Genomic DNA, 26,553 nt, shown 5'->3' on the forward strand with positions numbered 1-26,553 from the left:
GCAACCTGTGCCCCGCCGGCGACCGCCGCGCCGAAGCACCCGGCACTCGGTGCCGACCTGGGATACGCGTGGGCCGTGGTCTGTAAAAGTGACAGGGACATCGGGCCCGACGGGGCACCCCGCAGGCTCGAAAAACTAAACCATCGACGTCTGCGGACATGACATGGGAAGCCGGGACAAGCCCCCCGGCCGGGCCGCCAGGCCCGAACTGCGGGGCCTGACGGTGGTCTGCGCGGCTTACAGGCGCCGCTTGCGGTTGAGCTGGGGAATGGTGGTCTGCGGTACGTCCACCTGCTGCACCGGCACCAGGATCCGCGCCGCCAGCGCCGCCAGGGTCGGCTGGTTGAACAGCATCCGCGCATCGGCCTCCAGCCCTGCCTGGCGCATGCGCGCCACCAGGCTCACGGCCAGCAGCGAGTGGCCACCCAGCTCGAAGAAGTGATCATGGCGCCCGACCCGCTCGATCTTCAGGACCTCGGCCCAGATCTGCGCCAGGGTGATTTCCACTGCTCCTTCGGGCGCCTCGTAACCCCGGTTTACCACCGCATCCAGGCCCGGTGCCGGCAGCGCCTGGCGGTCCAGCTTGCCGTTGGGGCTCAGGGGCAACGCCGCCAGTTGGACAAAGGCCGAAGGCACCATGTACTCCGGCAATTGCGCCAGCACATGGGCGCGCAAGGCTTCGACCGTCGGCGCCGGCGTCGCGCCGCGCTGGGTGTAGTAACTCACCAGGCGCTCGTCGCGCATCAGCACCACCACTTCACGCAAAGCCGGGTGGCTGGCCAGTCGCGCCTCGATCTCCCCGAGCTCGACCCGCAGCCCGTGCAGCTTGACCTGAAAGTCGTTGCGCCCGAGGAATTCCAGGTTGCCGTCGGCGCGGTAGCGCACCAGGTCGCCGGTGCGATACAGGCGGTCGCCGGCCACGAATGGACTGTCGATAAAACGCTCGGCCATCAACTCGGGCAGGCCCAGGTAGCCCCGGGCCACACCGACCCCACCGATGTGCAACTGACCGCTGACACCCAGGGGCACCGGCGCGTCATGGGCATCCAGCACATACAGCCGGGTATTGCTGATGGGACGGCCGATCGGCAGCTGGATCGGCGGCACTTCGGCCCCGGGTTCGAGGGTCCAGGCGCTGCTGTCGACGGTGGCCTCAGTGGGCCCGTAGACGTTGTGCAGGCGAGCCTGGGGCAACAGTTGCTGGAAGCGCCGGGCCATGGCCGCGGTCAGCTCGCCGCCGCCGGCGAAGACGTCGGTCAGGCTCCGGCACTGGCTGACTTCATCCAGCTCGAGGAACTGCTGCAGCATCGCCGGCACAAACTTCACCAGGGTGATCCCCTGTTCGCGGATCAGCCGCGCCAGGTACGCCGGATCCCGGTGCCCATCGGGGCGCGCCAGCACCAGGCGCATGCCGATGCTCAACGGCCAGAACAGCTCCCACACCGAGCCGTCGAAACTGAACGGGGCCTTCTGCAACAGGCTGCCGCTGGCCGCCCCCGGGCACAGGCCCGAACTCCAGTGCAGCAGGTTGCCCAGGCCGCGGTGCTCGATCATGACCCCCTTGGGGGTGCCGGTGGAACCCGAGGTGTAGATCACATAGGCCAGGTGCGAAACCCCAAGCCCCGGCACCTGGGGATCACTGTGAGGCTGGTGCTGCCAGGTGCAGCGGTCGAAGTCGATCAGCGGCACCCGACTGCCTTCCATCAGCGCCCGCGTTGCGCCATGGACCAGCACCGCGACCGGCGCACTGTCGTGCAACATGTAGTGCAGGCGTTCCGGCGGATAACCCGGGTCCAGCGGCACATAGGCGCCGCCGGCCTTGAGAATGCCCAGCAGGCCGACCAGCAGTTCCAGCCCGCGCTCGACGCAGATCGCCACCCGAGAATCGGGCTGCACCCCTTGCTCGCGCAGGTGATGGGCCAGCTGGTTGGCCCGGGCATTGAGCTCGTGGTAAGTCAGCTGCTGCTCGCCGGCCACCAGGGCCACCGCCTGGGGAGTGCGTCGGACCTGGGCCTCGATCAGGGCATGCAGGGTCTGGTCATGGGGGTAGGCCTCGACGGTGGCGTTGAACTCCTGCAACAGCTGGCGACGTTCGGCCTGCGGCAGGATCGGCACCTGCGCCAGGGGCTGCTGCGGCGTCTGTTCCAGGGCCTGCACCAGGCCGTCGAGGGCGCTCGGCAAGTAATCCAGCAGACGTTGCGCGCCGACCGCGCGCGGGGCCCGGGCAGACAGGTGAAAGCCCGCGCCCAGGTCATCCACCGCCAGGCTCAGCGGGTAGCTGACAATTTCTTCACTGCTCAACAGCTCGATACCCGCCAGCCCGGCCAAGGCCACGGAGGCCGGGGCATGCCGGTAGTTGAGCAGGCTGTTGAACAGCGGCGTCGGTGCCACCACACCACTGCAGCGCTGCGCCAGGGCCAGGGCCGCATGCTCGTGGACCAGCAGCGCGCTCAGGCCGTCATGGGTCTCGCGCAGCGCCTGCTGGACACTGCGCCCCGCCAGCTTGACCCGCAGCGGCAGGGTATTGATAAACATGCCCAGGGCCCGGTCCGCGCCCTCTCCAGCCTGCAACCTGCCGAGCAGCACCGTGCCGAACACCAGGTCATCGCGCCCGGACAGACACCCCAGCACCTGGGCCCAGGCCAGGTGGTAGAGGCTCGCCGCACTCACCCCCAGTTGCCGTGCCTGGCGCCGCAGGCGGCGCCCCAGCCCGGTGTCGAGCAGGCACTGCACCTGCTCCTGGTCGTCGCGCTCCACTTGATACGCCTGCAGGCCGAAGGCCAGGGTTGGTTCGTCGACGTCGCCGAGCAAGGCGGTAAAAAAGGCTTCGTGCTCGGCCTGGCGACTGGCCTGGCGGGCTTGGGCCACGTAGTTGCGATAGGCGACCGCAGGCGCCAATCGGCCTTGCTGACCCCGCAGGTGGGCCTGGATTTCCGCGATCAGCACCGCCGTCGAGGTGGCGTCGTTGATCAGGTGATGGAAGCGCAACATGCCGATCCAGCGCTGTTGCAGCGGGTCTTCGGCCCAGGCCATGGCCATCATCGGCGCCTGGCGGATATCCAGCGGGCGCAACGCGGGTGTGAAGCGTGCGGCCAACTGTCCGAGGATATCCCCCGACTGCGGTTCCAGCCGCACCTCCTCCAGCGTCAGCCGCGCCTCGCGCCACACCACTTGCATGGGTTGCTCCAGGCCGTCCCAGGCCAGGCTGGTGCGCAGGATGTCATGGCGCTCCACCACCTGTTGCAGCGCCTGGGCAAAGGCCTCAAGGAGTTCGCGGCTGGCGAAGGCGAACATCGCGTGTTGCTGATAAGGGTCGCCGTGCTCGGCGCTGATGTGGTGGTACAGCAGGCCTTCCTGCAAGGGCGCCAGGGGGTAGATCTCCTGCACATTGGCCGCGCCGCCGGGGATACCGGCGACGATGCGCTGGATATCCTGCGTCTGGAGGCTGACCAGGGCCAGCATCTGCGGGGTGATGTGGGTGCAACCCGGGGCAATGCGGTTGGCCGGCACCTGGACTTCCCGGCTGTTGCCCACCGCCGCCGCCAGCGCCGCCAGGGTCGGCTCGCTGAACAGCACCCGCACATCGGCGCCAAGACCGGCCTGGCGCATGCGCTCGATCAGGTTCACCGCCAGCAGCGAATGCCCGCCCAGCTCGAAGAAGTGATCGTGGCGCCCTACCCGCTCGACCTGGAGCACCTCGGCCCAGATCTGCGCCAGGGTGATTTCGACCTCGCCCCGGGGCGCTTCGTAGTCGCGGCTGAGCACGGCCGAGGCCGCCGGCAGCGGCAGTGCCTTGCGGTCGAGCTTGCCGTTGGCGGTCAGCGGCAGCGCCGGCAATTGCACGTAGGCCGAGGGCAGCATGTACTCCGGCAACCGGCCTTGCAGGCTGGCGTGCAGGCTCTTGATCGACACCTCGCCAGCGCCGGCATGGACCGTGAAATAAGCCACCAGGCGCTTGTTGCCCGGACTGTCTTCGCGCAGCAGCACGGCGGCGTCCTTGATCCCGGCACACGTCGCCAGGCAGCTTTCGATCTCCCCCAGCTCGATGCGAAAGCCCCGCAGCTTGACCTGCTGGTCATTGCGCCCCTGGTACAGCAAGACGCCGTCGGCGCGCCAGCAGGCCAGGTCGCCGGTGCGGTACATCCGCCCTCGGGGATCGCTGGCAAAGGGATCGGCGAGAAACTTTTCCGCCGTCAGCTGCGGCTGGTTCAGGTAACCCTGAGCGACCCCGGCGCCGCCGATATACAGCTCGCCGACCACGCCCACGGCCACCGGCTGCTGGCGGGCATCGAGCACATAGGCGTGGCTGTTGCCGATGGGCCGGCCAATGGGAATGCCTCCGGCCCCGACCTGGCGGATCTCGAAGGTGGTGGAAAAGGTCGTGGCTTCGGTCGGGCCATAGCCGTTGAGCAGATGCTGCGGCGCACCCTGCTCCAGCACCCGGGCAATCACGTTCGGGTCCAGCACATCGCCGCCGACTATCAGGTAGCGCAAGCGATGCAGGACCGGCATCAGGCCATCGGCGTGCTGATGAAACAACCCGGCGGTCATCCACAGCACGCTGACGTTCTGCTCCAGCAGCAACTTCGCCAGGGCCTGGCTGGACAGCAGCACCTCTTGCTCGACCACCACCACGCAGCCCCCATTGAGCAAGGGCGCCCAGACTTCCAGGGTGCTGGCGTCGAACGCCGGGTTGGAAGCGAACGCCACCCGGTCATGGCGGTTGAACTCGGCGTAACCGTTGTTCAGCACCAATCGGCTGACGGCGCGATGCGGCACCAGCACCCCCTTGGGCACGCCGGTGGAGCCGGAGGTGTACATCAGGTAGGCGACACTTTGCGACGACTGCGCCAGCTCCGGGTTGTGCGCCGGCTGGCGTTCAAGGCCAAGTTGCTCCAGATCGATGCGCGGGGTCCGGCACTCCAGGACCAGGTCGCCATGGCTGAGCAGCAGCCGCGCCCGGCTGTCTTCGAGAATAAAACCCTGGCGCTGGCCAGGGGCCTGAATATCCAGCGGCACATAGACCGCCGCGCATTTGTTGATGGCCAACTGGCTGACCAGCAACGGCAGGGAACGTGGCAGCAGGACCGCCACCCGGTCTCCCGGCTGCACTCCCTGACTCAGCAGGAGGTGGGCCAACTGATTGGCGCGGCGATTCAGCTCGGCGTAGCTGACGGACTGCGAACCGTGCACCGCCGCCGGCGCTTCCGGGCTCAGCCGCGCCTGGGTCTCGAACAGGCCGTGCAGGGTCCGGCGGTCCGGGTAGTGACGCTCTGTGGCGTTCCATTGCCGGATCTGCGCCGCCTCGTGCGCGGTGACCAGGGAAAACTCGCCAACCCTCCGCGCGCCGTCAGCCAGCCCCTGTTCCAGCACATGGATAAAACGCTCGGCCAGGGCCTCGACGTCGTTCTCCTGAAAATAGGCCTGGTTGTAGACGTAGTGAATCCACGCCTGGTCGTTGTAGCGGTTGCTGCGCAGGTGGATCACCAGCGGCATCGGCTCGTGGTTGTTCGGCACCTTGATCGCCTGGGCCCGGGCCTCGCCGTAACGGTAATCATGGTCGTCCTGCTCATAGGACACCGAAAGGTCGAACACCTGGCCACGGTCCTCGCGCCACAGGCCCAGCGCGCGATTCATTTCACTCAGGGAAAACCGCTGGTGGCGAAAATCCTGTTTCAGCCCATCGCGGATCGCCGCCACCAGCTCGGCAAAGGTCAGCTCCCGGCCAAAGGCCAGGCGCACTGCACTGACCTGGGTGAACAGACCCAGGGTCGACCTGAATCGTGCGTTGGAGCGGTTGAGAATCGGCAAGCCAACCACCCATTCGTCACGCTCGCCGGTGCGGGTGAAGTAGACATACAGCGCCGCCAGCAGCACATGAAAGACCGAGGCCTGCCAGGTTTTCGCCTGCTGTTGCATGCGCTCATGCAGGGCCCCGGGGAAAGCCCGGACCATGCTCCCGCCCGGCGCCCCATGGCGCGGGTAACGCTCGCGATAGCGCGGCACCAGCAGCGGCTCGGGCAGGCTGCGGTATTTGTCCAGCCAGTAGGCACGATCACGGGCGTAGCGCGGCGAGCTGTGGTAGCGCGCGTCGTCGTGGATGAAGTCGATATAGGACGCGGCCTCAAGCTCCGGGGCTTGGCCCTGGACCAGGGCGCTGTAGATTCCGCCCAGGGAATCCAGCATCTGGCCGAAGCCCCAGCCATCGAGAATCAGGTGATGGGCCTGGGTGCCCAGCAGGTAATGGTTGGCACTGAGCTTGACCAGGAAGAAACGGAACAGGGGCGCGCCATACAGCCCATAGACCCGGGCCATTTGCTGCTGCATCAGGGCATGGGCCTGAACCATCGGTTCGGTGTGCCGGGAAACATCATGCAGCGGCATGTGCACCGGCACTTCGCGGGCGAAGGTCTGCAACGGCAGGCCGTCGGGGCCGGTATCGGCCAGCAGCACGGTGCGCAGGGCGTCATGCTTGTGCACCAGGAGCTCGATGGCGCGCTGCATCAGCCCGGGATCCACCGGCCCCTCCAGCTCGACATAGCCGCCGATGTTGTAACGCGGCGAATCCGCCCGGCTCAGTTGGTCGAGCCAGATATCGCTTTGGGCGACGGTCAGGGCAAAGGTGTGCGGAGTCGCTGGGCCCGGGTTCATGGACGGGCACCCGGGGCGGCAGAAAAAAGCGTCATAAGATCCTTCTCATGTGATGGCCCCGCAGCGCGCGCGAAGTGCTGGCCTCAGGCGCGGCGCCGACGATGGGGGGGTATCACGGGATTTAAGCATCAGCCCCAACACCCGCGTGACACCCGAAACCCGGACAACCTGCCGCGCTGCCTAGGCCCCGGGAAGGAAGCAGCTTGGCGCCAGTCGGGACAGCTCGGGTGCCTGGATCGGGCGCAAGCAGAAAGTTCCAGAAGCTTGGCTTATATGGCTGTAGGAAATCCGCCATAGCTCAGGCACGCCGCTCGCCTGGTCGTCATCGGGTCAAAAAAACAAACCCATTACTTTCAGAAGGTTACAAACACTTCCCAGAACAATAAGGCGGCCAATCAGCGCAAGCGTCAAATTAATCCCGTGGTTTTCATGGCAGCGTTTGTCCCGGTGTTCCCGTACAGACCTCAGACAATTCCATGGGATTTAATGAAATGTCGGGTGCTGGCTCAGCTTCATGGAGAACTGATCAGCCCCCACTGCCCCCGTTCAACGTTCGACGATCTGTCTACATCAAGGATGATAAGGATATGAGTCTGACCAGCAGTATCGGAACCATCGAAAGCCCGCCGTTCTACTTCGAACTGGGCGAGCTGATCTCCAGCACCGGCAACGACCGATTCGCCGCCAATATGCTGCACCTGGTGGAAAAACGCGTTCCGGTAACCCGAGTCGAACTCAGCGAATGGACCCTCGATGAAGAACTCGCCTCCCTGCTGGACATCAAGCCCCTGGGCAGCGCCACCCTGCGCGAGGACAGCCCCTGCCCCGCCTCCTGGCAACGCAACGCCCAGCCCCTGCTGGAAAAAATGCTCGAAATGGACGACGCGCTGCTGATCCAGGTGAACGCCCGGGCCGGCGATCCTGCAAGCCGCCATACGGTCCGCGAAACCTCCCATCAGTGCAGCCTGGTGTCGCGCACGTCCAATCGACGGTGCGTCATTTCCTTTTACCGACCGCGCCATCTGCGGGTGTTTTCCCTGTCCGAACTGTCGTTTCTCAAGAGCCTGTCGCAAACCCTGCTGCCGCTGATCGAGCGTCACGCCCAGGCCAACCGCAATGCCGCCCTGGGCCAGGCCTGGGCCGGCGGGTTGCCGGCGCTGCCGGAGCAGGCGCTGTTGCAACGCGAGTTCGACGAGCGCCTGTCGCGCAATGACATCACCCTCTCGGCCCGGGAAAAAGAGGTGTGCCTGGGGCTACTGAGCGGCGGCACGGTGCCGCAACTGGCGGAAAAACTCAGCCTCAAGAACAGCTCCATCGAAACCTACCTCAAGCGTGCCGCCGCCAAGCTGGGGGTAAGCGGCCGCCATGGATTGGCCAAGTGGATGGTCGGCGCGTGATCCGCCGCACTTCGGCATCAGGCAGCTGCTTCACCCTTGGGGAAAGTCGCTCACTGCCCAGGTCAGCCCTGTCCCTGGTGCTGTTGACGTGGCTGCTGGGCGGCTGCTCGCTGATCCCGGACTACCAGCAACCGCCATCACCGGCGCCCGCGCTCTACCCCCAGGCGCCCGGCGACACGGGGTCGCGCGCCCTGGCGAGCAGCACCGACTGGCATCAGCTGTTTCGTGACCCGACCTTGCGGCAGTTGATCCAGAGCGCGTTGGACAACAACCGCGACCTGCGGGTGGCGGCCTTGAATGTCGAGGCGTTCCAGGCGCAGTACCGGATCCAGCGCGCCGACCTGTTCCCTGCCGTGAGCGCCAACGGCAGCGGCAGCCGCCAGCGCCTGCCGCCCGCCATCACAGGCACCGGCAAGCCGCTGATCAAGTCGTCCTATTCCGCGACCCTGGGCATCAGCGCCTACGAGCTGGACTTCTTCGGCCGCGTGCGCAGCCTGAGCAAGCAGGCGATGCTCAGCTACCTGGCCACCGAAGAGGCGCAACGCAGCGCCCAGATCAGCCTGGTGGCGAACGTGGCCAACGCCTACCTGACCTGGCGCGCCGACCAGGAGCTGCTGGTGCTGAGCGGCAAGACCCTGGAGGCCAACCTGGAAAGCCTGCGCCTGACCGCGCGCAGCGGCACCGCCGGCAAGCTGTCCAACCTCGATGTGCTGCAAGCGCGCACCAGCGTCGAAAGCGCCCGGGCCAGCCTGGCCCGCTATCAACGCCAGGTGGCCCAGGACCTGAACAGCCTGAGCCTGCTGGTGGGGGCCGAGGTCTCCCCGGCGCTGCCCGGTCAGCCCCTGGCCAACGATCTGATAGTCGCCGTGCCGGCCGGCCTGCCCTCCGACCTGCTGCAACGGCGCCCGGATATCCTCCAGGCCGAGTATCAGTTGATGGCCGCCAACGCCAATATCGGTGCGGCCCGCGCGGCGTTTTTCCCCAGTGTCAGCCTGACCGCCAACGCCGGCTCTTCCAGCCTGGAACTGTCCGGGTTATTCAAGGGTGGCTCCGGGGGCTGGACCTTCCAGCCGCAGATCAACCTGCCGATCTTCAATGCCGGCAGCCTGCGGGCCAGCCTGGATTACTCCCGGCTGCAAAGGGACATCCGGGTCGCCCAGTATGAAAAGTCGATCCAGACCGCGTTCCAGGAAGTGTCCAACGGCCTTGCCGCTCGCAGCACCTACCAGCAGCAGCTCGATGCCCAGCGACGCCTGGTGGAGGCGACCCAGGACTACTACAACATGGCCGAACACCGCTACCGCATGGGTCTGGACAGCAACCTGGTGTTTCTCGACGCACAACGTTCGCTGTTCAGCTCACAGCAGGACCTGATCAATGACCGGCTGGCGCAACTGATGGCCGAGGTGAACCTGTACACCGCCCTGGGCGGCGGCTGGCAGGAGTCCCCCGAACTGGCCAGGCTGCCGGCGCCGCAGCACGGCGCCGGCGGCTAGTTCAGCCCAGCGACAAGCGCAGGGCCAGCGCCGCCAGGGTCAGCAGCAACACCGGCAAGGTCAGGACGATGCCGACCTTGAAGTAATAACCCCAGCCGATATGGATGCCCTTGCGGTCCAGCACGTGCAGCCAGAGCAAGGTGGCCAGGCTGCCGATCGGGGTGATTTTCGGCCCCAGGTCGCTGCCGATCACGTTGGCGTAGACCATCGCCTCCTTGACCACCCCCTGCGCCTGGCTGGCATCGATCGACAGCGCGCCGATCAGCACGGTCGGCAGGTTGTTCATGATCGAAGACAGCAAGGCACTCAACAACCCGGTGCCCATGGCTGCGCCCCAGATGCCCCAGGTCGCGAAGCTGTCCAGCCAGCCGGCCAGGTATTGGGTCAGCCCGGCATTGCGCAGGCCGTAGACCACCAGGTACATACCCAGGGAGAAAATCACGATCTGCCATGGCGCGTCCTTGAGCACCTTGCGCGTGGAAATCCGATGCCCGCGGGCAGCCACCGCCAGCAGCAAGGCGGCACACACCGCCGAGATGGCACTGATGGGAATGCCCAGGGGCTCCAGGGCAAAACAGCCGAGCAACAGGATCAGCAGCACGCACCAGCCGGCGATAAAGGTCGGTTTATCGCGGATCGCGCTGTGCGCCGGCTCCAGCTGTTCGGGGTCGTAGGCACGGGGGATGTCGCGGCGGAAAAACCACATCAGCACCCCCAGTGTGGCCGCGACGCTGACCAGGTTGACCGGCACCATCACCGCCGCGTAACGGTTGAAACCGATCTTGAAAAAGTCCGCCGAGACGATGTTCACCAGGTTCGAGACCACCAGCGGCAGGCTGGCGGTGTCGGCGATAAAGCCCGCGCCCATGACGAAGGCCAGGGTCGCGGCCTTGGAAAAACGCAGGGCCAGGAGCATGGAAATCACGATCGGGGTCAGGATCAACGCCGCCCCGTCGTTGGCGAACAGCGCCGACACCAGCGCCCCCAGCAGCACCATAAAGGCGAACAGGCGTCGTCCACTGCCCCTCCCCCAGCGCGCCACATGCAGCGCGGCCCAGGCAAAAAAGCCGGCTTCATCCAGCAGCAGGCTGATGATGATCAGTGCGACAAAGGTGCCGGTGGCGTTCCAGATGATCTGCCACACCAGCGGGATATCGCTCAGGTGCACCACCCCGAGCAACAGGGCCAGGACCGCGCCCAGCACCGCGCTCCAGCCGACGCCCAGGCCCTTGGGTTGCCAGATCACCAGGGTAATGGTCAGCAGAAAAATCAGTCCAGCAGTCAACATGGGCAACAGCCTTGAGTGGGCCCGACAGCTAGTCGGACCCATGGAATGGGGAGATCAGGGGATCGATCGGTTCAGCGGACATGACGCGCATAAGCCCCGCGAGCCGACTTCGTGGAAGCCGGCGACTGCGGGTCAGGCTTTTTTGTGCTGCTCGACCCACTGCGCGTAGGCATTGATAAAGCTCTGCAGGAATGGCCGGGTGGCCTCGGACAACTTGCCGTTGTCATCGAACGCCGACCCCGCGCCGCCCAGGTAGGCTTCCGGCTGTTGCATGCAGGGCACGTTGAGAAACACCAGGGACTGGCGCAGGTGGTGGTTGGCGCCAAAACCGCCGATGGCACCGGGGGAAACACTGATCACCGCACCCGGTTTGCCGCTCCAGGCGCTCTGGCCATATGGCCGCGAACCGACGTCAATCGCATTCTTCAAGGGCGCGGGCACCGAGCGGTTGTATTCCGGGGTCACGAACAACACCGCGTCGGATGCGCTCACTTGTTGCCGAAAAGTACTGTAGGCTGCCGGCGGTGCAGCATCGATGTCTTCGTTGTAGAGCGGCAGGTCGCCGATCTCGACGATGTTCAATTTGAGGTTGGCAGGCGCCAGTTCAGCCAGCGCCAGTGCCACTTTGCGGTTGATAGAGGCTTTTCTCAAACTACCGACCAGCACTGCAATCGTGTAAACGTTGCTCATGGTTGCTTCCTGACTATCTGGTTGAACAAGACGCTAGTTATAAATGACCGCGGGTCGATCCTGCCACCCCGTTCGCACAAATTGATGGTGCCCCAGAGCCTGTTTCAGCCCGGCCCGGCACTGCCCTTTGCGGCGGCGGACTATTTTTTTACCGGTACAAAACTTACCTCGCCCAAGCACGGTCTACAGAACCGCAAATTGAGTGATTTATCTCCAGAGGCTCTAAAAGATGGCAGCAGTACTCGTCGGACAGTTTCATGCAAGAGACGCAGAAGGCCGCGTCTATTCGGTGCATGAATTCCAGGAATCCACCCCGTCGGCAGACGGTCTCACCGGCTCCGAGCCTGTTACCACCTACCGTCTGGCCATTGGCGACCGCGTCAAAAAACTCGACGACAACCAGTTTCTGCTGGTGCAATCGGACATCACCATCATTCGCGAACCCGAGACCTTCATTGCCTCATAACCCGGTGTCATGAGCAGAAGTCATATGCGCGGACTTGAGTTAGGATTCAAGCGATTGAATCCCTCACTGGCTGGACATGGACTTCAAGCATGCGTTTACGTCATATCGAAGTGATTCAGGCGCTCCTGCAAACCGGGCACCTGGGCACCGCCGCCGAGCTGTTGCAATTGTCGGTGGCCGAGGTCGAGGCGCTTTTGCGCGATGCCGAAAGCCAGCTGGGCTTCATGCTCTTCGCCAGCGTCCGCGGACGTCTGCAGGCCACTCGCGAAGCCCGTGAGTTGCAGGCCGGGATCAGTGGCATCTACGACGCCTTCGAACCCGTGCAACGCCTGGCTGACAGCCTCAAGCAGTATCAGGCACCCCCGCTGCGGGTCGACGGCACCCCGCCCCTGGCCCAGCAACTGCTGCCGCAAAGCATCGCCGCCCTGCGCCGGCGCTTTCCCGACACCCCCTGCAGCCTGGCCAGCCACGGCACCCGCCAGATCGTCAAACGCCTGTTGCTGCGCGACTGCGACCTGGGCCTGAGCCTGCACAACCCCGAACACCGCGATATCCACTGCCAACCCCTGGCCCAGGGCAAGCTGCAATTGCTCGCGCCCCACGGCTGGCTGCAGCCCAAGCAGAAGTACATTGCCCTGCAAGACCTCGCCGGCCAGGCGATGGTCGGCCTGGAGGGCCAGGACCCGCTCAGCGTGACCCTGGACAGCAAGCTGCAGAATATTCGCCCCAGCCCGGTGATCCAGACCCGGGTCCAGACCTATCAGATGATGCGCAGCATGGTCGAAGCCGGCGAAGGCCTGGCGATTGTCGACCCCTTCACGGCCCTTGGCGCACGCAGCGGCGGCCTTGACGTGTGCCCGCTGTCGCCACCGATCAGCGTGACGCTGTATGCCTTGAGCCTGCACCAGCGCGAGCCGTCCAGCGTGATCAGCGCCCTGCTCGAACTGCTGACGGAGAAGGCCGAAGCCCTGCTCGCCGGCTAACCCTGGGCGGCGAACTCGTCGGCGAACAGTCGGTACCAGAAAATCGCCACTTCCGAGGTCTGCGGGTCGATGCCGCGATAACGCAGGTGATCGACCCCGCCAATCACGTAGCCGCAGCGTTCATACAGGCGGCAGGCACCGATGTTGTTGTTCTGGGTTTCGAGCATGATGCCCGGGAGTTTTTTCTTGCGACTCCAGAACTGCGCCACATCCAGCAGCGCCTTGGCCACCCCGTGGCGCCGCGCCGGTGCATGCACTGCCAGCTCGTCGATATGGGCGTAACCGTTCCAGTTGGTGCTGACCACCACATGCCCCACCGGCTGATCGTCCAGGTAGGCCATGAAAATCGCGCTGTCGGCCGCGTCGCGGTAGCTGCTGAACTCCTCCGGGTCGATGCCATAGCACTTGCGGTATGGATCGATGGACGTGAGCGGCCACTGCGCCACCGCCTTGCCGGTTTCAGCCTGGGCGTACGCCGTGACTTCGAAACTGAAGTCACTGCCCCAGATATAGGCGGAAAACCCGTCGTCGGCGACCCGCACCGACAGGCCGGGGTACTTGGGATTCATGGCTGGCTGCATAGCGGGGAACGTCCTCAAACCTTGATGCAATCGACAGTGTAGTGCCGTCCATTGCCCTGATCTTCATGTTGCAAGCCGTGCACGTCGGCGACGAAGCCAGGGAAACTGCTGTCGAACGTACGGGCGAACGCCAGGTAATCGATGATCGACCGGGTCTGCTCGGTAAACCGCTCGCCGGGCATGATCAGCGGAATCCCCGGTGGGTACGGCACCAGCATCACGGCGGCGACCCGTCCCTGCAAGGCGTCGATCGACACCGCCTCGACTTCGCCACGCACTAGGTGGTCATAGGCGTCGGCCGGTTTCAGCGCCACCTCGGGCAGCACGGTGTACATGCGCTTGAGGTGCTTGGCCGTGGCGTTGCTGCGGTAACAAGCATGGAGCTGGTCGCACAGGTCGCGCAGGCCCATGCCCTGGTAACGCGCCGGGTTGATCTGCGCCACGCTCGGCAGGCAGTTGCCGAGGCTGACGTTGGCGTCGTAATTGCGCTTGAACTCCAGCAGTTCGGTGAGCAAGGTGCTCCACTTGCCCTTGGTGATGCCCATGGAGAACAGCACCAGGAACGAATAGAGCCCGGTCTTCTCGACCACCAGGCCGCGCTCCCAGAGGAACTTGCTGACCACCGCCGCCGGGATCCCCTTGTCGCTCAGGGCACCGCCCGCCGTCAGGCCGGGCATCACCAGGGTGACCTTGATCGGGTCCAGCAGCACATAGTCGTCGGTGACCCCGGCAAAGCCGTGCCACTCGCCTTCGGGCTCCAGCAGCCAGTCCTGGGTGTGGACCTGGTCGATGCCCTCGACCCGGGGCGGCTGCCAGATGGAAAACCACCAGTCATCGGCGGCGATGTGCAGCCTCAGGTTGGCCAGGGCGCGACGAAAGCTCAGGGCTTCGTCGAACATCTCCTGTAATAGCGAACGCCCGGCCGGGCCTTCCATCATGGCCGAGGCCACATCCAGCGAGGCGATGATGCTGTACTGCGGCGAGGTGGAGATGTGCATCATGAAGGCTTCGTTGAAGCGGTCGCGATCCAGTTGCCGCGCGCCACCGTCCTGCACGTGGATCATCGAGGCCTGGCTGAAGGCCGCCAGCAGCTTGTGGGTCGAGTGGGTGGTGAACACCAGCGGGCTGTCGGCGGAGCGCGTGGTGCCCATCCCGTAGCGCCCGGCAAAGAATTCGTGGAACGCCGCGTAGGCGTACCAGGCTTCGTCAAAATGCAGCACCTCGACACTGTTGCCCAGGCTCTGCTTGATCAGCTCGGCGTTGTAGCACAGGCCGTCATAGGTCGAGTTGGTGATCACCGCCAGCTTGACCTTGGGCGGCCGGCCCCGGGTCAACGGGCTGGCGTCGATCTTGGCCTGGATCGACTCGCGGCTGAACTCGCTCAAGGGAATCGGCCCGATAATCCCCAGCTCGTTGCGCTCCGGGCACAGGTACAGGGGGATGGCCCCGGTCATGATGATCGAGTGCAACACCGACTTGTGGCAGTTGCGGTCCACCAGCACCAGGTCATCGCGACCGACCATGGAATGCCAGACGATCTTGTTCGCGGTGGAGGTGCCATTGATCACGAAAAACGTGTGATCGGCGCCGAAATTGCGCGCAGCGCGGGCTTCGGCTTCGGCCAGGGGCCCGGTGTGATCGAGCAGTGAACCCAGCTCCGGGACCGAGACCGACAAGTCCGAGCGCAGGGTGTTCTCGCCAAAGAACTGATGAAACGCCTGCCCCACCGGGCTCTTGCGATAAGCCACGCCGCCGCCATGGCCCGGGGTGTGCCAGGAGTAGTTGGAGTCGGCGGTGTGTTGCACCAGGGCCTTGAAAAACGGTGGCAGCAGGCCATCCAGGTAATTGCGCGCGGCGCGGGCCACCTGTCGGGCGAGGAAAGGCACGGTGTCTTCGAACAGGTAAAGGATGCCCCGCAACTGGTTGAGTTCGCTCATGGCGTCGGCCGGGGCGTTCTCCAGGGTCACCTGCTCGCCCAGGGCGAAGATCGGCAGGTGGGGCGCACGCACCCGGGCCAGGCGAATCAGCTCGACCATGTTCTGCAACAGGTGGGTGTTTTCGCCCGCGCCTTCGGCAGCGATCAACATGCAGGCCAGGCCGTGGTGAGTCGAGGCCACCAGGCGGCCTTCGGCGTAATCCACGGCGGAAAAGATACTGAAGCCTTCCTGCTCCAGTTCCCGGGCGATACCGCGCACCCGATCACCGGCAACGGTGTCAGCCTTGATGTCGCGGTGCACGATCAGCACCGGGAATTTCAGGTCTTTGTACATGGGGCGGGGTGTCCTGAGGCGGCGGACCTTGGCCCGCCAATCACCTCAGGGTAGAGGCTTGAGCCGCTGGGTGTAAGCCCCGCTGCGACCTTCGACAATAAAAGGTCGCGCGAGCACAACTACTGCTGCTGGGCCTTGGCCTCGGCCAACTGGGTCCAGAGTGCCGGCGCGCCGGCGGATTTGGCGATGATTTCCAGGCGTACCTGGTGCTCGGCGAGCTCCGCTTCGCTGGCCCGAATGATTCGCGCCGGCTGGCGGTCTGCCGGCAAGCGGCGGATTTCACTGGCGCGGTTGCCCGATCCTTCGCCGGAGCCGTTGCCGTCCGAGGCGTTGCCCGCCAGGGACAGGCTGGTCTGGCCGCCGGTCATGGTCAGGTAGACGTCGGCGAGAATCTCCGAGTCGAGCAAGGCGCCGTGCAATTCACGGCCGGAGTTGTCGACGCCGTAGCGTTTGCACAGGGCATCAAGGCTGTTGCGCTGCCCCGGGTGACGCTCACGGGCCATCATCAGGGTGTCGAGGATGGTGCAGTGCTGGGTGATGTCAGCTCGTTCGTGCTGGCCCATCAAGGCGAATTCGTTGTTGATGAAACCAACGTCGAACGCCGCGTTGTGGATGATCAGCTGTGCGCCTTTGATGAACTCGAAGAACTCGTCGGCGACCTCGGCAAAACGCGGCTTGCCCACCAGGAATTCGTTGGTGATGCCGTGGACGCCGATGGCGCCTTCGTCACTCTCGCGATCCGGTTGCAGGTACACGTGGAAGTGACGCCCGGTCAGGCGTCGACCCATCAACTCGACGCAGCCGATTTCAATGATCCGGTGGCCGTCGGTCACCGGCATGCCGGTGGTTTCGGTATCGAGTACAACAGATCTGTTGGCCATCAGTGCTCAGGTCTCAATGTTTCAAAGGGCGCGATTTTAGCACGCCCGGGGCGGATGACGCGCGTGAGGGGATCAGGACTGTTTGTAGCCGCGCACTTCATCGACGCCACGGTTGGCCAGTTGGTCGGCCCGTTCGTTGCCGTGGTGGCCGATATGCCCGCGGACCCATTTCCAGGTCACGGTGTGGCGGTTGACTTGCTCGTCCAGGAGTTTCCACAGGTCGGCGTTTTTGACCGGTTCCTTGGCTGCGGTTTTCCAGCCGCGTTTCTTCCAGTTGACCATCCACTCGGTGATGCCTTTCATCACGTACTGCGAGTCGGTCACCAGAGTCACTTCGCAGGGCCGCTTGAGCTCTTCAAGGCCACGGATGGCGCCCAGCAGTTCCATGCGATTGTTGGTGGTATTGGCTTCGCCGCCCCACAACTCCTTTTCAACGCCCTTGCACACCAGCAACGCGCCCCAGCCGCCAGGGCCCGGGTTGCCCTTGCAGGCGCCATCGGTAAAGAGTTCTACGCTATCGCTCATTTACAACCTATCCATCAAGAATGCCGTGCGGCCGGCCGCTGATCGGGCGACGCAGTCCGCGACCGGAAAGCCCGGCCTGCAATAAAAAGAAAGTTTCAGGGTTCGACGTTACGGCGGTTGACCTTGGCCATCGGCATCGGCACCAGCTTGCCCATCGGCTCGCGCCGCACCTGGCGCACCGGGCGCAGGCCGACCACGATCTTGCGCGCCACCAACAGATAGAAGCCGCCGCCCGACAGTTGCCAGTCACCGGCCTTGCGTTCCCAGCCGGCCAGGCGGGCCTGCCACGCCGGTGAAGCAAGCGGCGGACGATAGCACCCGAAGCGGCGTTTCTCCAGCGCGAAGCCCAGCAGATTCAGCCAGTCGCCGACCCGTGACGGGGAAATGCAGCGCGCCTGGCGCAAGGCATCGTGGGCAAAGACATGGCGCAAGCCCCAACTGCTCCAGGGGTTGATCCCGACAATCAGCAAATGGCCACCCGGGCGCACCGCGCTGGCCGCCTCGCGCAGCAGGCCATGGGGCGACAGACAGAAATCCAGGCCGTGCTGCAACACCACCACGTCGGCGGCGTGCTCGCTCAGGGGCCAGGCCTGCTCTTCGCAGACAATCTCCACCCCGGGCAGGGGCGCGCCCAGGCGCACGTTGCGCTGCACTTGAGGGGCTGCAGGCGGGGTTTGCGCCGAAGGCCCGTAATGCACCAGGTAACCGCCAAAGAAACGCCCCAGCTCGTCATCGAGCATGCGCCGTTCTTCATCGAGCAAAAATTGGCCCAGTGGGCCGGACAGCCAGTCACGGGCCGCGCTGATCAAAGCCAGCCAGTCAGGATCGGCCTGAGCGAACGCTTTATCGGTCATTGCATTCTCCAACCCGCCAAGAAGTTCTAAGATGCGCCATTGTTTTCCGCTTGGCGAATCCGACGATGATACAGATCAGTGCCCTGCCCGCCTTCACCGATAACTACATCTGGTTGTTACAAGATCAGCACCTCCAACGTTGCGCGGTGGTCGATCCGGGTGATGCGGCGCCGGTGGTGGCCTGGCTGCAACAGCACCCCGGCTGGGTCCTCAGCGACATCCTGATCACTCATCACCACCACGATCACGTCGGCGGCGTGGAGCAGCTCAAGCAGTTGAGCGGCGCCACGGTCTACGGCCCGGCCCGGGAAAACATCCCCGGGCGCGACGTGGCGCTCGATGACCAAGACCGGGTCAGCGTACTCGGCTGCGAATTTCAGGTCATGAGCGTGCCCGGGCACACCCTGGGGCATATCGCCTATTACCACGACGGCCTGCTGTTCTGCGGCGATACGCTGTTCGCCGCCGGCTGCGGACGGCTGTTCGAAGGCACCCCGGAGCAGATGCATCAGTCCCTCGCCAGCCTGGCCGCGCTGCCGGCCGAGACCCGGGTGTACTGCACCCATGAGTACACCCTGAGCAACCTCAAGTTCGCCCAGGCCGTGGAGCCGCATAACCCGGACATCGCCGAGCGCCTGGCGACGGTCATCCAACTGCGCGAGGACGGGCGCATGACCCTGCCCTCGACCCTGGCCCTGGAAAAACTCACCAACCCTTTTCTACGCACCGCGGAAACATCCGTTAAACAAAAAGCTGACGAACGGAATGGCCGGGATAACCCGTCGCAGAGTGCGGTTTTTGCGGCCTTGAGGGCATGGAAAGATAAGTTCTAAGACCCCTGCTGCTTGGTACAAAAATTCTGAATGGTTGACCGAACCTCGGGCGGTTCCTAGAATCGCCCGACATTTTTGCCCGGAACTTACTTCCAGCCAATGTCGTCATCTATTCGTAAAACCATCAATTCAGACGCATTGACGCGATTGGCTCAAGCTATCGCGGTGGCTGTGTCCGCCACCCTGGCGGGCTGCCAAAGCACCAGCCACGTCCCCCAGACCGAAGCCAGCCATACCCAGAATTTCAACGCCCGGATCAAGCAGAAGCCGATCTGGCTCAGTGAAAAACCCAGCCCGCAAGTACCCCAGGATGTCTGGGAACGCATGCGCCAGGGCTTCCAGTTGCAGGACGGCCTGGGCGTCAACCCTCGCATCGAACAACAGCGCCTGTGGTTTGCCAGTAACCCATCGTTCCTGGAAAACGCCGGCGAGCGCGGCAGCCTCTACATCCACTACATCGTCGAGCGCCTTGAAGAACGCAACATGCCGCTGGAACTGGCCCTGCTGCCCGTGATTGAAAGCGCCTACAACCCCATGGCCTATTCCCGGGCCGATGCGGTGGGCTTGTGGCAGTTCATTCCTTCCACCGGTCGCTACTTCAACCTGCGCCAGACCCGTTTCTACGATGGCCGGCGCGATATCACCGCCTCGACCACCGCGGCCATGGACTACCTGACCCGCCTGCACGACATGTTCAACGGCGACTGGCTGCTGGCCCTGGCGGCCTACAACGCCGGCGAAGGCACGGTCAGCCGGGCCATCGAGCGCAATGAAAAACTCGGCCTGCCCACCGATTACTGGAACCTGCCGCTGCCGGCAGAAACCCAGGCCTACGTGCCCAAGCTGCTGGCCCTGTCTCAGGTGGTGCTGTCCCCCGAGGCGTACGGGGTCAACCTCAACCCGATCGCCAACGAACCGTACTTCCAGGTGGTCGAGATCAACCAGCGCATGGACCTGTCCAAGGTCGCGGCGGTGGCCAATATCGACGAGGACGAACTGTTCCAGCTCAACCCGGCATTCAAGCAGCGCACCACCATCGACGGCCCGCAACACCTGCTGGTGCCAACGTCCAAGGCGCAGTTGCTGACCACCAGCCTGTCGACCATGCGTCCTGAAGAGCTGATCAGCCAGCGTCCGCTCAAGCCGGTGTTCGAAGGCGCAACCCGCGCCGAGATCGCGGGCGTCAAGCGCACCTATCGGGTCAAGCGCGGCGACAACCTGGGCACCATCGCCAAGGCCAACAAGGTCGAGGTCAAGGACCTGCAACGCTGGAACCAGCTGACCGGCAAGAACCTCAAGGTCGGTCAGACCCTGGTCATGCAGGACAAGACCCGGCGTACTTCAGGCCGCACCACCACGGTGGTCGCAGCCAACAACAAGAAGTCGACCCAGTACAAGGTCAAGCAAGGCGACTCGCTGTACATGGTCGCCAAGCGCTTCAACGTCGAGATGCAGCACCTCAAGCGCTGGAACCCGCGCGCCGGCCAGGCCCTCAAGCCTGGGCAGATGCTGACGGTTTACCTGCCGCACTGATAGATGACGCTCAAAGGGCTTGCGCTGAGCAGGAAGACTGCTGTGGCGAGGGAGCTTGCTCCCGCTCCAGTGCGCAGCGCTGGCAAGCCTTTCCCCCTGACCTCATCTGTCTGAGGCTGCACGGCGCTCATGGCGACCAGCGCAGCCTCGTGCCTCGGCAGCGGCTACAGCAGCCCGCGCGAGCAGGTTCCCCGGCAACAGAAAGCCTCACCCGCCCCATCCCCCTGTCCAAGCCTTAGAAAGCCCGCTACAACGGCCTTTTTCCTGCTGATACAAGCTGTTACTGTACCGAGCACAAAGCCCAAGCCGCCTGGATCGGATCTCTGACTTGATGCGTCCCCTCCTCCTGCTCCTAATCAGTCTGGCCTTGAGCTTTCCCGCAAGCGCAACGATCACCGAAAGTCATGGTTATGCGCAGTTCGGCACGCTCAAGTACCCGGCCAAATTCACCCATTACGATTGGGTAAACCCCGCAGCGCCCAAAGGCGGCACCTTGCGGGTCATGGCCTTTGGCACCTTCGACACCCTCAACCCCTACACCTTCAAGGGCACCAGCCCGGTCACCACCCCCAACTTCCTGCAATACGGGGTCAACGAGCTGAATGAGCCGTTGATGGTCGGCACCGGCCTGTATGCCCCTTCCGGCGACGAACCCACTTCCAGCTACGGCCTGATCGCGCGCTCCATCGAATACAGCGAGGACCGCAGCTGGGTGGTGTTCAACCTGCGGCCCGAAGCGCGCTTCCACGACGGCACGCCCATCACCGCCCGGGACGTGGCGTTTTCCTACCGGGTCCTGCTCAAGGAAGGCCATCCGCAATACCGCACCAACCTGCAGGAAGTGCAACGGGTCGACATCCTCGGCCCGCTGCGGATCCGCTTTGTGTTCAAGCGCGCCGGCAACCCCTTGCTGATCCTGCGCATGGGCGAGCTGCCGGTGCTGCCCCAGCACTACTGGAGGGGTCGGGACTTCAAGGCCACCACCTTCGAGCCGCCCCTGGGCAGCGGGCCGTATCGCATCACCCGGGTCCAGCCCGGCCGCCAACTGGTGTTCGAGCGGGTCAAGGACTACTGGGGCGAGAACCTGCCGGTGAACCGGGGCTTCAATAACTTCGACCGGGTCGAAGTCGAGTTCTACCGCGACAGCGACGTGGCCTTCGAAGCCTTCAAGGCCGGCGAGTTCGACATCTACATCGAGCACCAGGCCAAGAACTGGGCCAACGGCTACAACTTTCCGGCAGTCAATCGCGGCGATGTGATCAAGGCCCAGGTTGCGCACCAGATTCCGACCCAGACCCAGGGCCTGTTCATGAACACCCGGCGTGCCACCTTCGCCGAGGTCAAGGTGCGCGAAGCCCTGGGGCTGATGTTCGACTTCGAATGGACCAACCGCACCCTGTTCAGCGGCGCCTACAAGCGCGCCACGAGCTACTACCCCAACAGCGAGTTCTCGGCCAGCGGCCTGCCGGTCGGCCATGAGTGGCTGATGCTTTCGCCGTACCGCGAGCAATTGCCGGCCAAGCTCTTCACCCAGCCCTTCAGCCTGCCCCAGACCGACGGCCGCGGCATTCCCCGGGATACCCTGCGCCGCGCCCTGAACCTGCTCGGCGAAGCCGGCTGGAAGCTCAATGGCCAGCGCCTGGTCAACAGCCAGGGCCAGCCGCTGCGGTTCGAGTTGCTGCTGGTCAATCCGAACCTGGAGCGGATCCTGCAGCCCTATATCGAGAACCTCGCCAGCATCGGCATCGATGCACGCCTGCGCACGGTGGATCGGGCGCAGTACAAGCAGCGCCTGGACCAGTTCGATTTCGACATGATCCTCATGACCCTCAACCAGACCCTGAGCCCCGGCCTTGAGCAATGGCAGTACTTCCATTCGAGCCAGGTCGGGGTCAAGGGCAGCAAGAACTACGCGGGCATCGCCAATCCAATCGTCGATCACCTGCTGGAACAACTGCTCGCCGCCCAGACCCGCGACGAACAACTGGCCGCCGGCCGGGCCCTGGATCGGGTGCTGCTGTGGCAGCACTACATCATTCCCAACTGGTACCTCAATTATCATCGCCTGGCGTACCGCAACCGGTTCGCCTTCGTCACCACGCCGCCCTACCAATTGGGCCTGAGCGCGTGGTGGCTGAAGTCTTCGGAGAAAGCCCAATGATGACCATGCGCGCACTGCTGCAGGCCAGCGGCCTGTTGCTCTCGACCCTGGCCTGCCTGGCCCAGGCCGCCCCGCAACACGCCCTGACCCTGTACAGCGAACCGCCGAAATACCCCGCCGACTTCAAGCACTTCGACTTCGTCAACCCGGATGCGCCCAAGGGCGGCACCTTCCGCGAAGCCGGCTTCGGCGCGTTCGACAGCCTCAACCCGTTTATCAACAAAGGCGTGCCGGCGGACAATATCGGCCTGATCTACGACACCCTGATGCGCCAGAGCCTGGATGAGCCCTTCACCGAGTACGGGTTGATCGCCGGCAAGATCGAAAAAGCCCCGGACAACAGCTGGGTGCGCTTCTACCTGCGCCCTGAGGCGCGCTTCCATGACGGCCATCCGGTACGTGCCGAGGACGTGGTGTTCACCTTCCAGACCCTGATCAAATCCGGCGCGCCGCTGTACCGGGGCTATTACGCCGACGTCGCCGAAGTGGTGGCCGAGGACCCGCTGCGGGTGCTGTTCAAGTTCAAGCACAACAACAACCGCGAGTTGCCGCTGATCCTCGGCCAGTTGCCCGTCCTGCCCAAGCACTGGTGGGAAAATCGCGATTTCGCCAAGGGCAATCTGGAGATCCCCCTGGGCAGCGGCCCGTACAAGGTGTCCGAGGTCAAGGCCGGGCGTTCGATCCGCTACGAGCGGGTCAAGGATTACTGGGGCAAGGACCTGCCGATCAACCGGGGGTTCTACAACTTCGATGTCATGGCCACCGACTATTACCGCGACAACACCGTGGCCCTGGAGGCGCTCAAGGCCGGGCAATTCGACTTCTGGCTGGAGATGAGCGCGAAGAACTGGGCCACCGCCTACAACACCCCCGCCGTCGCCGCCGGCCGGCTGATCAAGGAGCAGATCGCCAACGGCAACCCCACCGGCATGCAGGGCTTTGTCTACAACATCCGCCGCCCGGTGTTCCAGGACGTGCGGGTGCGTCAGGCCCTGAGCCTGCTGCTGGACTTCGAATGGACCAACAAGCAGCTGTTCAACGGCGCCTACACCCGCACCCGCAGCTACTTTGAAAACTCCGAGATGGCGGCCACCGGCCTGCCCGATGCCGAAGAGCTGAAAGTCCTCGGCCCGCTGCGCAGCAAGCTGCCGGCCCAGGTCTTCAGCGAAGCCTTCGAGCCGTCGGTGTGCGACGGCAGCGGCATGATCCGCGCCCAGCAACGCCAGGCTTACCAGCTGCTGCAGGAAGCCGGCTGGCGTATCGTCGACGACAAGATGGTCGACTCCCAGGGCAAGCCGGTGGTGATCGAATTCCTGCTGGCACAGACCGAGTTCGAACGGGTGCTGCTGCCGTTCAAGCGCAACCTCAGCGACCTGGGGATTGACCTGGTGATCCGCCGGGTCGACGTTTCCCAGTACATCACCCGCCTGCGCTCGCGGGATTTCGACATGGTGGTCGGCAGCTTCCCCCAGTCCAACTCGCCGGGTAACGAGCAGCGCGAGTTCTGGCAGTCCTCCAGCGCCGACAAGCCGGGCAGCCGCAATTTCATCGGCCTCAAGGACCCGACCATCGACGCCCTGGTCGAAGACCTGATCAACGCCGACTCGCGACAGAGCCTGGTGGCCCATGCCCGCGCCCTGGACCGGGTGTTGCAATGGGGCTACTACGTGATCCCCAACTGGCACATCAAGACCTGGCGCGTGGCCTACTGGGACCATATCGGCCACCCCAAGGTCTCGCCCAAGTACGACATCGGCACCGCCACCTGGTGGATCAAGCCCGACGCCAAGCCCGCCGTGACCTCAAGCAGCCAGGACCCGGCCCAACCGGCCGGCGTGGAGCAATAAGATGCTGGCCTACATTGTTCGTCGACTGCTGCTGATCATCCCCACCCTGCTGGGTATCCTGCTGATCAACTTTGTCATCATCCAGGCCGCGCCCGGCGGGCCGGTGGAGCAGATGATCGCCAAGCTCGAAGGTTTCGAAGGCGCCACCAGCCGCATTGCCGGCGGCGGCGCCGAAGTCTCGGTGGCCGGTTCCAGCTACCGCGGCGCCCAGGGCCTGGACCCGGCCCTGGTCAAGGAAATCGAGAAGATGTACGGCTTCGACAAGTCGGCGCCGGAACGCCTGTGGATCATGATCAAGAACTACGCGACCCTGGATTTCGGCGACAGCTTCTTTCGCGATGCCAAGGTGGTGGACCTGATCAAGGAAAAGATGCCGGTGTCCATCTCCCTCGGGCTCTGGAGCACTTTGATCATGTACCTGGTGTCGATCCCTCTGGGGATCGCCAAGGCCACCCGTCATGGCAGTCACTTCGATGTCTGGACCAGCTCGGCGATCATCGTCGGCTACGCGATCCCGGCGTTCCTGTTCGCCATCCTGCTGATCGTGGTGTTCGCCGGCGGCAGTTACTTCGACTGGTTTCCCTTGCGCGGGCTGACCTCCAACAATTTCGACCAGTTGAGCTGGGGCGGCAAGATCCTCGACTACTTCTGGCACCTGGCCCTGCCGGTGACGGCCCTGGTGATCGGCAACTTCGCGACCATGACCCTGCTCACCAAGAACAGCTTCCTCGACGAGATCAACAAGCAGTACGTAATCACCGCCAAGGCCAAGGGCCTGACCCAGCGCAAAGTGCTGTACGGCCATGTGTTCCGCAACGCCATGCTGCTGGTGATCGCCGGCTTCCCCTCGGCCTTTATCGGGATTTTCTTCACCGGTTCGTTGCTGGTGGAAGTGATCTTCTCCCTCGACGGCCTGGGCCTGATGAGTTTTGAAGCGGCGATCAACCGCGATTACCCGGTGGTGTTCGGCACCCTGTTCATCTTCACCCTGCTGGGGCTGGTGGTGAAACTGATCGGCGACCTCACCTACACCCTGGTCGATCCGCGCATCGACTTCGAAAGCCGGGAGCATTGAGATGAAACTGTCCCCCCTCAATCGTCGGCGCTTCGAGCGCTTCAAGGCCAACAAGCGTGGCTGGTGGTCGCTGTGGCTGTTCCTGATCCTGTTTGGCGCGAGCCTGGGCGCCGAGCTGATCGCCAACGACAAGCCGCTGGTGGTGCATTACGACGACAGCTGGTACTTCCCGGCGCTCAAGCGCTACCCGGAAACCACCTTCGGCGGTGAATTTCCCCTGGAAGCCAACTACAAGAGCCCGTATATCCGCGAGCTGCTGGCGGCCAAGGATGCCTGGGTGCTCTGGGCGCCCATCCCGTTCAGCTACCAGAGCATCAACTACGACCTGCGGGTCCCGGCCCCGGCACCGCCCTCGGCGGACAACCTGCTGGGCACCGATGACCAGGGCCGCGATGTGCTGGCCCGGGTGATCTACGGCTTCCGGATTTCGGTGCTGTTCGCCCTGACCCTGACCGTGCTCAGTTCCATCATCGGCGTGATCGCCGGCGCCCTGCAGGGCTTCTACGGCGGCTGGGTCGACCTGGTGGGGCAGCGCTTCCTGGAGATCTGGTCCGGGCTGCCGGTGCTGTACCTGCTGATCATCCTTGCCAGTTTCGTGCAGCCCAACTTCTGGTGGCTGCTGGGGATCATGTTGCTGTTTTCCTGGATGAGCCTGGTGGACGTGGTGCGCGCCGAGTTTCTGCGCGGGCGCAACCTGGAATACGTGCGCGCGGCCAGGGCCCTGGGGATGCAGAACGGCGCGATCATGTTCCGCCATATCCTGCCCAACGCCATGGTCTCGACCATGACCTTCATGCCGTTCATCCTCACCGGCGCCATCGGCACCCTGACCGCCCTCGACTTCCTCGGCTTCGGCCTGCCCCCGGGCGCACCGTCCCTGGGCGAGCTGGTGGCCCAGGGCAAATCCAACCTGCAGGCTCCGTGGCTGGGCATCAGTGCCTTTGCCGTGCTGGCGATCATGCTCAGCCTGCTGGTGTTTATCGGCGAGTCCGCTCGCGATGCCTTCGACCCGAGGAAATGAG

The 26,553-nt window shown here is 64.3% G+C and carries 18 protein-coding genes; 10 read left to right on the top strand and 8 right to left on the bottom strand.

Annotated elements, in window-relative coordinates; all coding sequences use genetic code 11:
• Positions 1 to 237 precede the first annotated feature (237 nt).
• On the bottom strand, positions 238 to 6,651 hold the full coding sequence (locus tag MF4836_RS17315; RefSeq protein WP_078471285.1) for a non-ribosomal peptide synthetase: 6,414 nt from the start codon (positions 6,649 to 6,651) through the stop codon (positions 238 to 240).
• A gap of 587 nt (positions 6,652 to 7,238) precedes the next feature.
• Between MF4836_RS17315 and MF4836_RS17320 the strand changes: the two genes are divergently transcribed.
• Both MF4836_RS17320 and MF4836_RS17325 read left to right on the top strand, forming a co-directional pair.
• Positions 7,239 to 8,048, top strand: coding sequence for a helix-turn-helix transcriptional regulator (locus tag MF4836_RS17320; protein ID WP_078471286.1), 810 nt, complete (start codon positions 7,239 to 7,241; stop codon positions 8,046 to 8,048).
• A 53-nt stretch (positions 8,049 to 8,101) separates the two neighbouring features.
• Positions 8,102 to 9,544 (top strand): efflux transporter outer membrane subunit, encoded by a 1,443-nt coding sequence (locus tag MF4836_RS17325; protein ID WP_078471547.1) that lies wholly within the window; start codon positions 8,102 to 8,104, stop codon positions 9,542 to 9,544.
• Position 9,545: 1 nt separating this feature from the next.
• Here MF4836_RS17325 and MF4836_RS17330 read toward each other — a convergent pair whose 3' ends face one another.
• Positions 9,546 to 10,832, bottom strand: a complete 1,287-nt coding sequence (locus tag MF4836_RS17330; RefSeq protein ID WP_078471287.1) for an arsenic transporter — start codon at positions 10,830 to 10,832, stop codon at positions 9,546 to 9,548.
• 132 nt (positions 10,833 to 10,964) lie between these two features.
• Positions 10,965 to 11,522, bottom strand: coding sequence for an NADPH-dependent FMN reductase (locus MF4836_RS17335; RefSeq protein WP_078471288.1), 558 nt, complete (start codon positions 11,520 to 11,522; stop codon positions 10,965 to 10,967).
• A gap of 229 nt (positions 11,523 to 11,751) precedes the next feature.
• Between MF4836_RS17335 and MF4836_RS17340 the strand changes: the two genes are divergently transcribed.
• Both MF4836_RS17340 and MF4836_RS17345 read left to right on the top strand, forming a co-directional pair.
• Positions 11,752 to 11,988, top strand: a complete 237-nt coding sequence (locus tag MF4836_RS17340; protein WP_078471289.1) for a hypothetical protein — start codon at positions 11,752 to 11,754, stop codon at positions 11,986 to 11,988.
• 89 nt (positions 11,989 to 12,077) lie between these two features.
• The gene (locus MF4836_RS17345) at positions 12,078 to 12,971 is read left to right on the top strand and encodes a LysR substrate-binding domain-containing protein (protein WP_078471290.1); all 894 of its coding nucleotides are present in this window, start codon (positions 12,078 to 12,080) and stop codon (positions 12,969 to 12,971) included.
• Here the strand turns inward: MF4836_RS17345 and MF4836_RS17350 are convergent.
• The 5 genes from MF4836_RS17350 to MF4836_RS17370 form a co-directional block, all read right to left on the bottom strand.
• Positions 12,968 to 13,552, bottom strand: a complete 585-nt coding sequence (locus tag MF4836_RS17350) for a GNAT family N-acetyltransferase (protein ID WP_078471291.1) — start codon at positions 13,550 to 13,552, stop codon at positions 12,968 to 12,970. The two genes, MF4836_RS17345 and MF4836_RS17350, sit on opposite strands and share 4 nt — an antisense overlap.
• Before the next feature lie 14 nt (positions 13,553 to 13,566).
• A complete protein-coding gene (locus MF4836_RS17355) occupies positions 13,567 to 15,822 on the bottom strand; it encodes an Orn/Lys/Arg decarboxylase N-terminal domain-containing protein (RefSeq protein WP_078471292.1) in 2,256 nt (751 codons plus the stop codon).
• Positions 15,823 to 15,941: 119 nt separating this feature from the next.
• The gene (gene dnaQ / locus MF4836_RS17360) at positions 15,942 to 16,703 is read right to left on the bottom strand and encodes a DNA polymerase III subunit epsilon (protein WP_020296090.1); all 762 of its coding nucleotides are present in this window, start codon (positions 16,701 to 16,703) and stop codon (positions 15,942 to 15,944) included.
• A 72-nt stretch (positions 16,704 to 16,775) separates the two neighbouring features.
• Positions 16,776 to 17,228, bottom strand: a complete 453-nt coding sequence (gene rnhA / locus MF4836_RS17365; RefSeq protein WP_078471293.1) for a ribonuclease HI — start codon at positions 17,226 to 17,228, stop codon at positions 16,776 to 16,778.
• Positions 17,229 to 17,323: 95 nt separating this feature from the next.
• Positions 17,324 to 18,082: a class I SAM-dependent methyltransferase gene (locus tag MF4836_RS17370; protein ID WP_078471294.1), complete on the bottom strand. Its 759-nt coding sequence runs from the start codon at positions 18,080 to 18,082 to the stop codon at positions 17,324 to 17,326.
• Between the two features lie 65 nt (positions 18,083 to 18,147).
• On the opposite strand from MF4836_RS17370, the gene gloB reads away from it, so the two are divergent.
• From gloB to MF4836_RS17400, 6 genes are all read left to right on the top strand, one after another.
• Positions 18,148 to 18,915 carry a hydroxyacylglutathione hydrolase gene (gloB, locus tag MF4836_RS17375; RefSeq protein WP_078471295.1) on the top strand — a complete coding sequence of 256 codons (768 nt, stop codon included), beginning with the start codon at positions 18,148 to 18,150 and terminating at the stop codon, positions 18,913 to 18,915.
• A gap of 99 nt (positions 18,916 to 19,014) precedes the next feature.
• A complete protein-coding gene (locus tag MF4836_RS17380; protein WP_078471296.1) occupies positions 19,015 to 20,448 on the top strand; it encodes a transglycosylase SLT domain-containing protein in 1,434 nt (477 codons plus the stop codon).
• 331 nt (positions 20,449 to 20,779) lie between these two features.
• Positions 20,780 to 22,609: an extracellular solute-binding protein gene (locus MF4836_RS17385; RefSeq protein WP_078471297.1), complete on the top strand. Its 1,830-nt coding sequence runs from the start codon at positions 20,780 to 20,782 to the stop codon at positions 22,607 to 22,609.
• Positions 22,606 to 24,456 (top strand): extracellular solute-binding protein, encoded by a 1,851-nt coding sequence (locus MF4836_RS17390; RefSeq protein WP_078471298.1) that lies wholly within the window; start codon positions 22,606 to 22,608, stop codon positions 24,454 to 24,456. The genes MF4836_RS17385 and MF4836_RS17390 overlap by 4 nt, the downstream gene beginning before the upstream one ends.
• A 1-nt stretch (position 24,457) precedes the next feature.
• On the top strand, positions 24,458 to 25,531 hold the full coding sequence (locus MF4836_RS17395; RefSeq protein ID WP_078471299.1) for a microcin C ABC transporter permease YejB: 1,074 nt from the start codon (positions 24,458 to 24,460) through the stop codon (positions 25,529 to 25,531).
• A gap of 1 nt (position 25,532) precedes the next feature.
• The gene (locus MF4836_RS17400) at positions 25,533 to 26,552 is read left to right on the top strand and encodes an ABC transporter permease (protein WP_020296098.1); all 1,020 of its coding nucleotides are present in this window, start codon (positions 25,533 to 25,535) and stop codon (positions 26,550 to 26,552) included.
• Position 26,553 lies beyond the last annotated feature (1 nt).

Source organism: Pseudomonas sp. MF4836 (assembly GCF_002018875.1).
Taxonomy (GTDB): Bacteria; Pseudomonadota; Gammaproteobacteria; order Pseudomonadales; family Pseudomonadaceae; genus Aquipseudomonas.

Excerpts from the sequence above, each read along its gene's own strand:
- MF4836_RS17330 (WP_078471287.1), bottom strand. The coding sequence starts at position 10,832 with ATGTTGACTGCTGGACTGATTTTTCTGCTGACCATTACCCTGGTGATC.
- MF4836_RS17390 (WP_078471298.1), top strand. The coding sequence starts at position 22,606 with ATGATGACCATGCGCGCACTGCTGCAGGCCAGCGGCCTGTTGCTCTCG.
- MF4836_RS17400 (WP_020296098.1), top strand. The coding sequence starts at position 25,533 with ATGAAACTGTCCCCCCTCAATCGTCGGCGCTTCGAGCGCTTCAAGGCC.
- MF4836_RS17340 (WP_078471289.1), top strand. The coding sequence starts at position 11,752 with ATGGCAGCAGTACTCGTCGGACAGTTTCATGCAAGAGACGCAGAAGGC.
- dnaQ (WP_020296090.1), bottom strand. The coding sequence starts at position 16,703 with ATGGCCAACAGATCTGTTGTACTCGATACCGAAACCACCGGCATGCCG.
- rnhA (WP_078471293.1), bottom strand. The coding sequence starts at position 17,228 with ATGAGCGATAGCGTAGAACTCTTTACCGATGGCGCCTGCAAGGGCAAC.
- MF4836_RS17350 (WP_078471291.1), bottom strand. The coding sequence starts at position 13,552 with ATGCAGCCAGCCATGAATCCCAAGTACCCCGGCCTGTCGGTGCGGGTC.
- MF4836_RS17370 (WP_078471294.1), bottom strand. The coding sequence starts at position 18,082 with ATGACCGATAAAGCGTTCGCTCAGGCCGATCCTGACTGGCTGGCTTTG.
- MF4836_RS17345 (WP_078471290.1), top strand. The coding sequence starts at position 12,078 with ATGCGTTTACGTCATATCGAAGTGATTCAGGCGCTCCTGCAAACCGGG.
- MF4836_RS17355 (WP_078471292.1), bottom strand. The coding sequence starts at position 15,822 with ATGTACAAAGACCTGAAATTCCCGGTGCTGATCGTGCACCGCGACATC.
- MF4836_RS17395 (WP_078471299.1), top strand. The coding sequence starts at position 24,458 with ATGCTGGCCTACATTGTTCGTCGACTGCTGCTGATCATCCCCACCCTG.
- MF4836_RS17335 (WP_078471288.1), bottom strand. The coding sequence starts at position 11,522 with ATGAGCAACGTTTACACGATTGCAGTGCTGGTCGGTAGTTTGAGAAAA.
- MF4836_RS17315 (WP_078471285.1), bottom strand. The coding sequence starts at position 6,651 with ATGAACCCGGGCCCAGCGACTCCGCACACCTTTGCCCTGACCGTCGCC.
- MF4836_RS17320 (WP_078471286.1), top strand. The coding sequence starts at position 7,239 with ATGAGTCTGACCAGCAGTATCGGAACCATCGAAAGCCCGCCGTTCTAC.
- MF4836_RS17380 (WP_078471296.1), top strand. The coding sequence starts at position 19,015 with ATGTCGTCATCTATTCGTAAAACCATCAATTCAGACGCATTGACGCGA.
- MF4836_RS17385 (WP_078471297.1), top strand. The coding sequence starts at position 20,780 with ATGCGTCCCCTCCTCCTGCTCCTAATCAGTCTGGCCTTGAGCTTTCCC.
- gloB (WP_078471295.1), top strand. The coding sequence starts at position 18,148 with ATGATACAGATCAGTGCCCTGCCCGCCTTCACCGATAACTACATCTGG.